The 12453-nt window shown below is 66.0% G+C and carries 11 protein-coding genes; 4 read left to right on the plus strand and 7 right to left on the minus strand.

The annotated features are described in order from the left end of the window. The first annotated feature begins 1 nt into the window (after position 1). The 4 genes from JNJ68_RS05030 to iolG are packed head-to-tail and all read left to right on the plus strand — an operon-like array spanning position 2 to position 3668. Entirely contained in the window at positions 2 to 775 is a 774-nt protein-coding gene (locus JNJ68_RS05030) for a TIM barrel protein (RefSeq protein ID WP_294979782.1), read from the plus strand. Between the two features lie 18 nt (positions 776 to 793). Further along, positions 794 to 1612: a 3-methyl-2-oxobutanoate hydroxymethyltransferase gene (locus tag JNJ68_RS05035; protein WP_294979784.1), complete on the plus strand. Its 819-nt coding sequence runs from the start codon at positions 794 to 796 to the stop codon at positions 1610 to 1612. A gap of 4 nt (positions 1613 to 1616) precedes the next feature. Next, entirely contained in the window at positions 1617 to 2645 is a 1029-nt protein-coding gene (locus JNJ68_RS05040) for a Gfo/Idh/MocA family oxidoreductase (RefSeq protein ID WP_294979786.1), read from the plus strand. Positions 2646 to 2672: 27 nt separating this feature from the next. Next, positions 2673 to 3668 (plus strand): inositol 2-dehydrogenase, encoded by a 996-nt coding sequence (gene iolG / locus JNJ68_RS05045; protein WP_294979788.1) that lies wholly within the window; start codon positions 2673 to 2675, stop codon positions 3666 to 3668. Positions 3669 to 3933: 265 nt separating this feature from the next. Here the strand turns inward: iolG and JNJ68_RS05050 are convergent, their stop codons facing one another. From JNJ68_RS05050 to JNJ68_RS05080, 7 genes are all read right to left on the minus strand, one after another. Then, on the minus strand, positions 3934 to 4248 hold the full coding sequence (locus JNJ68_RS05050) for a metalloregulator ArsR/SmtB family transcription factor (protein ID WP_294979790.1): 315 nt from the start codon (positions 4246 to 4248) through the stop codon (positions 3934 to 3936). An 8-nt stretch (positions 4249 to 4256) separates the two neighbouring features. Next, positions 4257 to 4460 carry a DUF2892 domain-containing protein gene (locus JNJ68_RS05055; protein ID WP_294979792.1) on the minus strand — a complete coding sequence of 68 codons (204 nt, stop codon included), beginning with the start codon at positions 4458 to 4460 and terminating at the stop codon, positions 4257 to 4259. Positions 4461 to 4464: 4 nt separating this feature from the next. Further along, the gene (locus JNJ68_RS05060) at positions 4465 to 5751 is read right to left on the minus strand and encodes an FAD/NAD(P)-binding oxidoreductase (protein ID WP_294979793.1); all 1287 of its coding nucleotides are present in this window, start codon (positions 5749 to 5751) and stop codon (positions 4465 to 4467) included. Between the two features lie 18 nt (positions 5752 to 5769). Further along, entirely contained in the window at positions 5770 to 8955 is a 3186-nt protein-coding gene (locus JNJ68_RS05065; protein WP_294979795.1) for an efflux RND transporter permease subunit, read from the minus strand. Next, positions 8948 to 9940 (minus strand): efflux RND transporter periplasmic adaptor subunit, encoded by a 993-nt coding sequence (locus JNJ68_RS05070; RefSeq protein WP_294979797.1) that lies wholly within the window; start codon positions 9938 to 9940, stop codon positions 8948 to 8950. Before JNJ68_RS05070 ends, JNJ68_RS05065 begins: the two co-directional genes overlap by 8 nt. A gap of 208 nt (positions 9941 to 10148) precedes the next feature. Then, entirely contained in the window at positions 10149 to 11543 is a 1395-nt protein-coding gene (locus tag JNJ68_RS05075; protein ID WP_294979799.1) for an aspartate aminotransferase family protein, read from the minus strand. A gap of 219 nt (positions 11544 to 11762) precedes the next feature. Beyond that, entirely contained in the window at positions 11763 to 12419 is a 657-nt protein-coding gene (locus JNJ68_RS05080) for a GntR family transcriptional regulator (RefSeq protein WP_294979801.1), read from the minus strand. Positions 12420 to 12453: the final 34 nt, after the last annotated feature.

A 12453-nucleotide genomic window follows, 5' to 3' on the forward strand; every position in this document is an offset into this window, starting at 1 on the left:
CATGGCCTTCCAACTTGCGGCCTGCGCCGAAATGCTGTGGCGGGACCGGCCGATCTCGTGGCGGGCCAGCCGCCTGAAGGAGATGGGTTTCGGCGTCGGCCTCTGGAACTGGCCGGACTGGGACATCGCAGCGCTGGAACGGACAGGGGCCACCTTTACCATCATGAACGGCTATCTTCAGGGCCGCCTGACCGATGCGGAAGGCGCGGACGCGCTGGTGAAGTCGGCCCGTGAGACCGCGCAGGTCGGCAAGCGCCTTGGCGTCCACCGGCTGAACCTGCACGGCACGGCTCTCGGCGATTTCGGCCTGCCAATTCCGCATCTGACCACGTTCTCTCCGGGAATGGAGCTGCGTGCCCGCGATACGCTGCATCGGATATGCGATCTGGCCGAGCAGGAAGGGGTAACGTTCACGCTGGAGAACCTGAACTTGCGCGAACATCCGGGCTGCCCTTTCAACTCGACCGCGTCGGTGCTCTCGCTGGTTTCTGCGGTGAACCGGCCGCAACTTCGCATCAACCTCGACCTCTACCACACCCAAATTGGCGAGGGCGACGTGATCCGTTGGGCAGAGGCCTGTCTGCCGTGGATCGGCGAGGTTCAGGTCGCCGACAACCCGGGCCGCTGCGAACCCGGCACGGGCGAGATGAACTGGCCGATGATCGCCCGGGCGCTGGACGCGATGGGCTACGCCGGACCTGTCGGAATGGAAGCCTTCGCCAAAGGCGACGAAGTGGCCGCGCTGGACGCCTTCCGCGCTGCCTTCACACTTTAAGGGAAGACCGAAATGGGCATGTATCACAACCGGCCGCACGTTCAGGACCTGCGCGCGATGAAGAAGCGCGGCGAGAAGATCTCGATGCTCTATGTCTCGACCCATGACGAGGCTGCGGCGGCTGCGGCGGCAGGCATCCACATGCTGTCGATCGAAGGCAAGGTCTTCGACGCCCAGATGCGTGAGGCGGCGGGCGACTGTTTCGTCCAGGTGGGCCTGCCCTATGGCGGCTGGGGCTCGTTCCAGGGCCGACCGCTCGCAACTGCGGAAGACTACCTGCGCGCGGCCTTTCACTATGCCGCTCTTGGTGGCGACGCCTACTATTGCTCGGCCTCCTACGACATCCAGAAGACGCTGGCCGACAACCACATTCCGGTCGTCGGCCACATCGGTCTGATCCCAAGTTACATCAGCTGGACCGGCTGGCGTGCGGTCGGCAAATCGGCCTCCGAGGCCGAGGCGCTTTGGAAGCACACGCAGATGCTGGAAAAGATCGGCGTCTTCGGCGCCGAGCTTGAGGTGGTGCCCGACCGGGTGGCCAAGTACCTGTCCGAGAACTCCTCCGTGCTGATGCTGGGGATGGGCGCGGGCAAATATGCCGACGCACAGTATCTCTTTACCGAGGATGTCTGCGGCTATGGCGTCAACCACAAGCCGCGCCATGGCAAGGTCTATGCCGAACTTGGCCCCAAGCTGAAAGCGATCCAGGACGAGCGCATCGCCGCCTTCAAGGCCTTCAAGGCCGATGTGGACAAGGGTGGCTATCCGGGTCCCGAACACACCGTTCCGATCAAGGACGAGGAATTCGACGCCTTCCTGAAGTCCGTGAAAGGCTGATCCGATGCTGAGGATCGGGGTCGTCGGATACGGCACGGGCGGACAGCATTTCCACACACCCTTCATCGCGGCAGCCGAAGGTTGCACGCTGGCCGGTATCGTGGCGCGTGCCCCGGAAACGGTGGCCAAAGCACACGCCGATTGGCCCGATACCCCGATCTTCCCGAGTCTTGCGGCGATGATCGAGGCCCGCGTTTGCGACGCCGTCACCATCACCACTCCTCCGCAAACCCGGCGCGAGCTGGTGCTGGAGGCAATCGCGGCCGGAATGCATGTCATCGCCGACAAGCCCTTCGCGCCGAACTACGACGGCGCGATGGAGCTTGACCGCGCCGCCAAGGCCAAGGGCATTACCCTCGGCGTCTACCAGAACCGCCGCTTCGACTCCGACCTGCAGACGCTGAAGAAGATCATCGACGACGGGCGCCTGGGAAAGATCTGGCGCATCGAAAGCCGGATGGACCAGGATGGCGCGCATACCGTGGAACAGGGCCCCACCGGCGGCCTTCTTCGCGATCTCGGCAGCCATGTGGTCGACCAGATGGTGTACCTCCTCGGCCCGGTCGCAGTGGTCGACGCGCAAATGGACTACGCCCAGATGCCGGGCGGGCTGACCGATGTCAGCTTCACCATCACGCTTCGCCATGAAAACGGTGCGCACAGCCATCTGTCAGCCTCCAAGCTGAACCACATCGATGCGCGCGAATTGCGTGCCTATGGCGACAAGGGCGCCTACGTGTCCTCGACCATTGACGTGCAGGCGCAGGACATCTTCGCCGGCAAGCGCCCGGTGCACGACCTATCCGCATGGGGGTATGAGCCCGAGGCGAACTGGGGCACGCTGTTCACCTCGGTGGGCCGTGAAACCATCCCGTCGGAGCAGGGTCGCTACCACGATTACTACGAGGCTTTCGCAAGGGCCGTCCGTGAACGCACCCCGCCGCCCGTCACCGCCGAAACCGGCGCCCGCACGCTCGCCATCCTCGACGCCGCGCGGCAAAGCGCGACCGAGGGGCGATCCATCGCTCTCTAGATCTCCTTACGAAAAGGCTTCTTGTCCATGCTCAAAGTCGGACTTCTCGGCGCAGGCCGCATTGCAGGCGTCCATGCCACCGCCATCACCTCCAATCCCGGCTCGACCCTCGTCGCCGTGTCGGACATCAACGCGGACGCTGCCGCGAAGCTTGCTGCCCAGTATGGGGCAAAGGCACGGTCGACGGACGCGATCCTGAACGATCCGGCCATCGACGCGGTCCTGATCGCCACCTCGACAGACACCCATTCCGACCTGATCGAACGGGCAACCGGGGCCGGAAAGGCCGTCCTGTGCGAAAAGCCGGTCGACCTGTCGCTGGCCCGCGCGCAAGCCTGCCAGAAGGTTGCGGCCAAGAACGGCAAGCCGGTCATGATCGGATTCAACCGTCGCTTCGACCCGAACTTCGCGGCCCTGAAAGCTGCGCTGGACAAGGGCGAGATCGGCAGGCCGGAGCTTCTGTCGATCACTTCCTTTGACCCCGCTCCGCCGCCGGTCGCCTACATCAAGGTGTCGGGTGGCCTATTCCGCGACATGATGATCCATGACTTCGACATGGCGAATTTCCTGATGGGCGCGGCGCCGGTCTCTGTCAGCGCCGTCGGCACATCCATTGTCGATCCAGCCATCGGCGCGGCAGGCGATGTGGATACTGCTGTCGTGACCCTCTCCTATGCCGACGGCCGCATCGCCGTGATCAAGAACTCGCGCCGGGCGGTCTACGGCTATGATCAGCGGGTCGAGCTTCTTGGGTCCGAAGGGCTCTTGCAGGCGCAAAACATGCTGGAAAACACCGTGGTCAAGTCTACCGCGGCGGGCGTTACAGGGGCTAAGCCGACCTATTTCTTCCTGGAACGCTACATGGCGGCCTATGCTGCCGAATGGGCGGCCTTTGTGGCGGCGGTGACTGAAGGAACTCCTGTACCCGTGACTTTGGGCGATGGCGTGGCGGCACTTGCCATGGCTGAAGCCGCGACCCGTTCAGCGAAAGCGGGCCAGCCCGTGAGCCTCTCCGATGTCTGAGCCCCTGGATGTCATCACGATCTGCCGCTCCTCGCTCGATCTTTGCGGCGATCGGCTTGAGGACACGCGACCACGATTCTGGTATCCTGGTGCCGCCCTGACCAAAAGCAAGGCAGTGGAGAAGGTTTGACGCCAGTCCCATCCTCTCCGCCAGATCCCCTGAAGGTTCCCGCGGGCGGCGGCGACCGGAAGGACGCCAAGAAGGCCTGAGGCCCTCTCCCGGCGCGATGTCCGGGTCGGGCCTCAGATCGAACCCGGTGGCCGCCTAGTGCCGCTTGCAGAACGTGTCGCGCAGGGTGGTGACGACGGCGGCCACCTCCTCGCGCGCCAGGCTGTAGATGACGCTCTTGCCCTCGCGCCGGGTCTGCACGATCCCCTCGGCCCGCAGCCGCATCAGCTGTTGCGAGACGCTGACCGGGCTGGACCCCAGCGCCTCGGCCAGCTGGCTGACGCTCAGCTCGCCATCAACGAGACAGCAGAGGATCTGCAACCGCCCCTCGTGCGACAGCGACTTCAGAAGCGCCACCGCCTTCGAGGCCTGTTCCGGCGTGCCGCCGAATCCTTCCAGAATCTCCGCCATCTCCGCCCTCACTCGAACGCGCAGCCCTTCTTAACACCCAGCGCCCGGAACACCATCGCCGCCGGGCAGAAGCCGGTGAAGGACGATTGCAACAGGTTCAGCCCGATGAAGACGGTGAACCAGACGAAGAGCGGCGAGACATAGACCGTCAGCACGACGCTGAGCAGCACCATCACCCCTGCGAACCGCAGCACGGCACGATCAATCGACATTTCCTTATCCTTTCGTGGTTTGCTTGAGTTTGTCGATCCCCAGCGCCTTCAGCGCGAGGTGTTCGTAGAAGGGTTCCGACTGGCCCTTCCTCAGTTTGCGCAGGAAGTATTTCTCGAACCCCGCTTTCGCCAGGTGGACCCATTTGCCCGACGACGACCAGTTGACGTTGCGCGGCGGGATCTGCGGCTGGGCCACGAAGGCGATGCCCCCGTCGCCGAAATCCGCCAGGCAAACGGCGTTCCAGCTGCCCACGCTGTCGGGTGCCTTGCCGCGCACGATGTTGCCGATGTTGTGTGCCGTGGCCGTGACCATGCTTTCGATCATGAACCCGGTCTTCGGCACGCCGCAGGGCACCGGCGTCGGCCCCATCGGGGGGATCGCCACGCAGACGCCGACCGCGAAGATGTTCGGGAATTTTGGGTTCTGCTGGTGCTTGTCGACGATGGTGAAGCCGCGCGGATTGCTCAAGCCCTCAATCCCGGAGACCGGCTTGATCCCCCGGAAGGCGGGCAGCATCATCGAGAAGGCGAAGGGCAGATCCTTCTCCGCTTTCGCCACACCGTCCTCGCCCACCTCCTCCACGAACATATGGCCGTCCTCCACCCGCTTCACGCGGGTATTGGTCATCCATTTGATATGCTTCTCGCGCATCTGGGATTCCAGCAGGCCCTTGGTGTCGCCTACGCCGTCGAGGCCAAGGTGGCCGATATAGGGCTCCGGCGTGACAAAGGTCATCGGCACCCGGTCGCGCACCTTCGCACGCCGCAGGGCCGTCTCCAGGATGAACAGGAACTCATAGGCCGGGCCGAAACAGCTCGCCCCCTGTGCCGCCCCGATCACCACCGGGCCGGGGTTCGCCACCAGCTTCTCGAACACGCTCTTCGCCGCCTCGGCATGGTCGATATGACAGATCGACTGGGTGAACCCGCCATGCGGGCCGAAGCCCTCGATCTCGTCGAAGGCCAGCTCCGGCCCCGTGGCGATCACCAGATAATCGTAAGTCACCGACTTCCCGTCCACCAGCGCGATCCGGTTCTCCTCCGGCACCAGCTTCTCCGCCGCGACGGGCACGAACCCGATCCCCTTCTTCGCCATCGTGGGCGCCAGGTCCACCGTGATATCCACCCGGTCGCGCCAGCCCACCGCGATCCAGGGGTTCGAGGGCACGAAGTGATAGGTCGGGTCCTTGGTGACGACCGTCACCTTGTCCTCGGGACGCAACTGGTCCTTCAACTCGTAAGCCATGATGGCGCCGCCCAATCCGGCCCCCAGAACAACGACATGTGCCATTTCAGTCTCCTCCTCTGATCAGGCAGTGGCTTCCGGCCCGGTCCGGAACACGCGGTAGATCGCCGGGATGACAAGGACGGTCAGCAGCGTCGAACTCAGCAGACCGAAGAGCAGGGAAATCGCGAGACCTTGGAAGATCGGGTCCGCCAGGATCACCACCGCGCCGATCATCGCCGCGATGGCGGTCAGGAGGATCGGCTTGAACCGGATCGCACCCGCCTCGATCAGCAGGTCCACCGTCACCCCGCCGCCATGCCGGATGAAGTCCACCAGCAGGATCGAGTTCCGCACGATGATCCCCGCCAGCGCGATGAACCCGATCATCGAGGTCGCCGAGAACGGCGCGCCGAACAGCCAGTGCCCCGCCATGATCCCCAGGAACGTCAGCGGGATCGGCGTCAGGATCACCAAGGGCAGCCTGAACGACCCGAACTGCGCCACGACCAGGATGTAGATGCCCAAGAGAGCCACCCCGAAGGCCGCCCCCATGTCGCGGAAGGTGACGAAGGTCACTTCCCACTCGCCATCCCACAGCAGAGTGACCCGGCTCTCATCCTCCGGCTGCCCATGCAGCGAAATCTCCGGCTTGGTGCCTTCCGGCCAGTCCATCGCCTCGATCCGCTCGGCCACCGCCAGCATCCCATACAAGGGAGCCTCGAAATCCCCCGCCAGTTCCGCTGTCACCATCTCGGCATCCCGGCCGTTGTGCCGGAAGACCGGAAAGCTCGCCGCCTCCTCACCCACCGTCACCACGTCGCCCAGCTCCACCACCCCCCGCGCGCCCGGCAAGGCATTGGCCGGAATGGGCGTCGTCAGGAAGCGCTCGTCCAGCACCCGGTCCGCCTTGTCGCGCCCCACCACCAGCGGGATCGGCAAGCGCCCCTCGCCCCGGTGCGAATAGCCGACCACCTGCCCCCCGTTCAGCGCCGCCAGCGTGTCGAATACATCCGCTTCCTGCACCGAGTAGAACTCCAGATCGTCGGTCGAAATGGTCGCCCGCAACCGCCGCGCCTGCACCCCGAAACTGTCGTCCACGTCCACGATGAACGGCACCGCCTGGAACGCAGCCCTGATCATCCCCGCCGCTTCCCGCCGGGTCTTGGCATCCGGCCCGTAGACCTCGGCCAAGAGCGTCGAGATCACCGGCGGGCCGGGCGGCGGCTCCACCACCTTCAGGCTCGTCCCCTCCGGCACCGAAAGCCCCGCCAGCCGCTGCCGCAGGTCCAGCGCGATGTCATGGCTCTCCCGGTCCCGGTCCGCCTTGCCCACCAGGTTGATCGCCACCTCCCCCAGCTGCGGCTCGCTGCGGATATAGTAATGCCGCACCAACCCGTTGAAATTGAACGGCGCCGGCGTCCCCGCATAGGTCTGGACCGACGTGACCTCCGGCAGCCCCAGCACCACATCCGCCACATCCCGTGCCACCCGGTCCGTCGCCTCGACCGAGGACCCCTCGGACAAGTCGATCACCACCGACAGCTCCGACTTGTTGTCGAAGGGCAAGAGCTTCACCGTCACGTCGCGGGTATAGAGCAGCCCCAGCGACCCGAACGACAGCGCCGCCGTCACCAGCAGGAACCCCAGCGCCCGGCCTTTCGTCGCCAGCACCGGCCGCGCCACCGTCGCATAGGCCCGCCCCAGCGCGCCGCCATGATGCCCGCCGTGCCCGTGCCCCTCGCCCGCCGCCCGGCCCGCGATCTTCACCATCAGCCAGGGGGTGATGATCACCGCCACGAAGAAGGAGAAGATCATCGCCGCCGAAGCATTGGCCGGAATGGGAGACATATAGGGCCCCATCAGCCCGCTCACGAACAGCATCGGCAACAGCGCCGCCACCACCGTCAGCGTCGCCACGATGGTCGGGTTGCCGACCTCCGCCACCGCCTCGATGGCCGCCTGCACCCGCGATTTCGTCCGGTCCAGCCCCCAGTGGCGGTCGATGTTCTCGATCACCACGATGGCGTCATCGACCAGGATGCCGATGGAAAAGATCAGCGCGAACAAGGACACCCGGTTCAGCGTGTAACCCATCACCCAGGCCGCAAACAGCGTCAGCAGGATCGTCACCGGAATGACGATCGCCACCACCCCCGCCTCGCGCCAGCCGATCGCGAGCCAGACCAGAGCGATGATCGACACCGTTGCCAGCCCCAGATGGAACAGCAGTTCGTTCGCCTTCTCATTCGCCGTCTCGCCATAGTCGCGCGTGACCGTCACCGTCACACCTTCGGGGATCAGCTTCGGTTCCAGCGCATGAACCCGGTGCAGCACGGCCTCCGCCACCACCACCGCATTGGCCCCCGCCCGCTTGGCAATCGCCAGCGTCACCGCCGGGCCAGCGGCCCCGCCCTTGGCCCGATGCGAGACGATAGTGTCCTTCGTATTCTCCACGTAGCGCACGGCGGCGACGTCCGAGACATAGATCGGCCGCCCGTCCCGCGTGGTGAGCAAGAGGTTCGCCACCTCGGCGGGCGCGGTCAGCGTCTCCCCCGCCGCCAGGTCGACCATCTGGCCCCCGTCGCGCAGCTTGCCGGTGTTCAGCACCCGGTTCGCCTGCGCCACCTTCCCCGCCAGTTGCTGCAAGGTCACGCCATACAAGGCCAGCCGGTCCGGGTCCGGCTCGATCCGGATCGCATCCTGCGCATCGCCGACCAGATAGGTCAGCCCGACATCCTCGGTCTTCGCCACCTCGGTCTGCAAGGTCCGCGCGATCCGCGTCAGGTCATTCGCGCTCACCCCCTCGCCCGACAGGGTCAGCGTCAGGATCGCCACATCGTCGATCCCCCGGCCCACGATCAGCGGCTCCGGGATGCCCACCGGAATCCGGTCGATATTGGCCCGCACCTTGTCATGCACCCGCAGGATCGCATCCTCGACCCGCGTGCCGACCTCGAACCGCGCCGTGACCATCGCCGCATCGTCGCGGGTATTGGAGTAGACATGCTCGACGTCGTTGATCCCCTTGACGATGACCTCAAGCGGTTCCGTCACCAGCTTGACCGCATCCTCGGCCTTCAGCCCCGGCGCCTGGACGTGGATATCCACCATCGGCACCGAGATCTGCGGCTCCTCCTCGCGCGGCAGGCTGATCAGCGCGACCAGCCCCGCCGCCAGCGCGGCAAGGATGAACAAGGGCGTCAGCGCCGAGCCGATGAAGGCCCGCGTCAGCCCCCCGGCAATGCCCAGCGGGTGCCTGTCACTCATGGCCCACCTCGGCAGCGGGAACCACCACATCCCCGGCCGACAGGCCCGAGATCACCTCGACCATCTCGACCCCGTCCACCAGTTGCACCGCACCCGGCACGATGGACCGCAGCCCCGCGCCATCCGCCCCCTGCACGCCGATGAAATCCAGCCCCCCGCGCGTCACGAGGTCAGCCTTCGGCACCAAGAGCGCCTCGCGCTCGCCGACCGGCAGCCGCACCAGCATCCGCGCGCCGACGAAGGTATCCGGCAGGTCCGCGATCTCCACATCCGCGACCACCCGGCCGCCCTCGATCAGCGGATAGACCCGGGCAAGCTTGCCCTGAAGGTTCCCCTCCACACCCGAAACCTCAATCGCATCGCCGGTCTTCAAGGCGCCCGCATGACGCTCCGGCACCGCGATGCGCAGATAGGTCCCGCCGCCGCCGATGACAGCGATCCCCTCGCCCGGCATCACCACCGCGCCCTTCGCCACCGGCACGTCCAGCACCCGTCCCGCGACCGGGGCCAGCACCACGCCTTCCTTGGCCTGCTGGCTGATCACATCCGCCTGCGCCGCCAGCGCCGCGATCTGGCCGGTCAGCACATCCACCTGCGTCCGCAACGCATCGACCCGCTGCGTCGTGGTGACACCGTTCTTCAACAGCTCCTCACCGCGCTTCAGGTCGGCCCCGGCATTGGCCAACTGAGCCGCCAGCGCCTCCTTCTGCGCCGCAAGGGCCGCAAGCTGGAAATCCAGCTTGTCATCGACGATCCGCGCCAGCTCCTGCCCCGCCTGAACCTCGTCGCCCTCCGCCACCGACAGCGCGACCAGCACCCCGCCGATCCGCGCCCGCGCCGGGCTGCGATCCCGCGCCTCGACCGTGCCGTAGACCGCCTTCCACTCCGTCACCGTGACCGGGGCCAAGGTGACAGGCTCGGCACCGACCGGCAGCGCGGCCAGTCCCAGAACGGCGGACAGAAGCAAGGCGGAAGTACGGGTCATGCGGATTGGTCTCCGGGTTTGACCTATACATATTTAAAGCTTCATAGCTATGCAATATGTAAATCCGAATTGTCGCATCCCACCAACGGCAAACGGCGCGCCTGACCCCGTCAGACGCGCCGCCCCGCAAGTGTTAAGATTTCCTGAACGCCCGCAGGCAAGCCTCTGATTCCTCAGGGTTTACCCGGATTGTCCACCGTGGACAGGCTCACGCCTCGACCCACAATCCCTCGTCCTGGACGATCTTGTAGGCCTCGTCCAGCGACGTCTTCGCACGGCTGACCAGGACGTCGATCTCGGCCGGAGTGATCACCAGCGGCGGAGCGATGATCATCCGGTCCCCCACATGCCGCATGATCAGGTTGTTGGCGAAGCAGCGCTCCCGGGTCTTGAAGCCGACCGTCCCCGCCTCGCTGGCAAAGGCCGCCCGCTTCGCCTTGTTCGGGGTCAGCGCGATCGACCCCATCAGCCCCACGAGCTTCGCCTCACCCACCATCGCATGCTCGGCCAGCTTCTCCCAGCGTTCCTTCAGATAGGGATGCGCCACGTCGCGGACATGCTCGACGATCTTCTCGTCCTGCATGATCCGCAAGTTCTCCAACGCGACCGCACAGGCCACCGGATGTCCGGAATAGGTGTAGCCGTGGAAGAACTCGCCCCCACCACCGACGACCTCCGCCACCTCGTCGCAGACGATGCTGCCGCCAATCGGCGCGTAACCCGAGGACAGCCCCTTCGCGATGGTCATGATATGCGGCCTGATCCCGAAGGTCTCCGACCCGAACCAGTTCCCCGTCCGCCCGAAGCCGGTGATCACCTCGTCGGCGATCAGCAGGATCCCGTACTTGTCGCAGATCCGCTGGATTTCCGGCCAGTAGGTCTTCGGCGGGATGATCACGCCCCCCGCCCCCTGCACCGGCTCGCCGATGAAGGCCGCCACGTTGTCGGGCCCGACCTGCAGGATCTTCTCCTCCAGCTCCCGCGCGCGCAGCAGGCCGAACTCGTCCTCCGGCATGTCCCCGCCCTCGCCCCACCAGTAGGGCTGGCCGATATGCTCGATCCCGTCGATCATGCCGCCATGCGAATGGATCGGCTTCATCCCCCCCAGCGAACCGCCACCCATCGTGGACCCATGATACCCGTTCCACCGCGCGATGATCGTCCGGCGCCAGGGCTTGCCCATCACGTCCCAATAGCGCCGCACCAGGCGGATGTTGGTATCGTTCGCCTCCGACCCCGACCCCGCGAAGAACACATGGTTCAGATCGCCCGGCGCCAGCTTGGCGATCTCCGCCGCCAAGGCGATGGCCGGGACATGGGTGGTCTGGAAGAAGGTGTTGTAATAGGCCAGCTCCTCCATCTGCCGCGCCGCGACCTGGGCGAGTTCCTTGCGCCCGTAGCCGATGTTCACGCACCAGAGCCCGGCCATCCCGTCGATGATCCGGTTGCCCTCGCTGTCGGTCAGCCAGACGCCCTCGCCCCGGGTGATCACCCGCGCGCCCTTGGCCGCAAGCGCCGCCTTGTCGGTGAAGGGATGGAAGTGATGCGCCGCGTCCAGGCGCTGCAACTCGGCGGTCGGCAGGTGGTTGGTGATCATGTTCATGGGGAACCCTCGCGGAATCGGCAGGGCCCTCATGCCCCGCTTTCCAGAAAGGATATGATCAAACGCGGCGGCGTTCAAGGAATTTGATCAAATTCTTCCGGGCACCCCTGCCCCTTTCACATTTGCCCAAGTATCCCCGCCGGAGGCATCCCGAGGAGGAGGCGCAGCCCGACGACGAGACAAAAGTCTCGCGCCGCAAGGCGCTCGATTTTGCAACCGTCAGTGCCCCTCGGCCAAGGCCTGCCGCACATGGTCCAGACCCTGCTGGATGTCGCGCCGGATCGCCTCGGCCAGCGCGCCGGCATCGCCCGCCCGCATCGCCGCAAGCGCCTCGCGGTGCAGGTCCGGCGCGACCTCGCGGCCATAGCGGTCGATGACCGCCCGAAGGCTCGGTCCCGCCCGCAGCCACAGGGACCGCGCGAGGTCTAGGAGCACGGGGGCCTCAGCCGCCTCGTACAGCGCAAAATGGAAGGCATGGTTCGCCGCCAGGTAATCCGGCAGCTTCCCTGCGTCGATGGCCCGGTTCACTGCCCCGTCGATCGCCTCCAGCCGGTCGATCTGCGCCGGTGTCAGGCGCGGCGCTGCCAGTTCCGCCAGCTTCGGCTCGATGGCCAGCCGGGCAAAGGCCACCTGCTCCAGCATCTCGGCCGACAGCTCAGGCACCGCCACCCGCCGGTTGCCCTGCGGCAGAAGCGCACCCTCGGCCGTCAGCCGCCGGATCGCCTCGCGCACCGGGGTCATGCCCGCGCCAAGGTCCGCGATCAGCCCCTGGATCGTGACCGGAGCGCCCGGGGCCAGATGCCCGAAGAGGATCATGTCGCGCAGCCGCGCGTAGGTGACCTCGTGGCTGGGTATCTTCCGGCTGTCCGCGTCCATCGGGGGCCCTTTCCGCTTCGCCCCTTTATGACGG

Source organism: Tabrizicola sp., from assembly GCF_016793705.1.
GTDB lineage: Bacteria > Pseudomonadota > Alphaproteobacteria > Rhodobacterales > Rhodobacteraceae > Tabrizicola.

Coding starts and splice junctions, on each gene's coding strand:
- JNJ68_RS05030 (WP_294979782.1), top strand. CDS start 2: ATGGCCTTCCAACTTGCGGCCTGCGCCGAAATGCTGTGGCGGGACCGG.
- JNJ68_RS05035 (WP_294979784.1), top strand. CDS start 794: ATGTATCACAACCGGCCGCACGTTCAGGACCTGCGCGCGATGAAGAAG.
- JNJ68_RS05040 (WP_294979786.1), top strand. CDS start 1,617: ATGCTGAGGATCGGGGTCGTCGGATACGGCACGGGCGGACAGCATTTC.
- iolG (WP_294979788.1), top strand. CDS start 2,673: ATGCTCAAAGTCGGACTTCTCGGCGCAGGCCGCATTGCAGGCGTCCAT.
- JNJ68_RS05050 (WP_294979790.1), bottom strand. CDS start 4,248: ATGGCGGAGATTCTGGAAGGATTCGGCGGCACGCCGGAACAGGCCTCG.
- JNJ68_RS05055 (WP_294979792.1), bottom strand. CDS start 4,460: ATGTCGATTGATCGTGCCGTGCTGCGGTTCGCAGGGGTGATGGTGCTG.
- JNJ68_RS05060 (WP_294979793.1), bottom strand. CDS start 5,751: ATGGCACATGTCGTTGTTCTGGGGGCCGGATTGGGCGGCGCCATCATG.
- JNJ68_RS05065 (WP_294979795.1), bottom strand. CDS start 8,955: ATGAGTGACAGGCACCCGCTGGGCATTGCCGGGGGGCTGACGCGGGCC.
- JNJ68_RS05070 (WP_294979797.1), bottom strand. CDS start 9,940: ATGACCCGTACTTCCGCCTTGCTTCTGTCCGCCGTTCTGGGACTGGCC.
- JNJ68_RS05075 (WP_294979799.1), bottom strand. CDS start 11,543: ATGAACATGATCACCAACCACCTGCCGACCGCCGAGTTGCAGCGCCTG.
- JNJ68_RS05080 (WP_294979801.1), bottom strand. CDS start 12,419: ATGGACGCGGACAGCCGGAAGATACCCAGCCACGAGGTCACCTACGCG.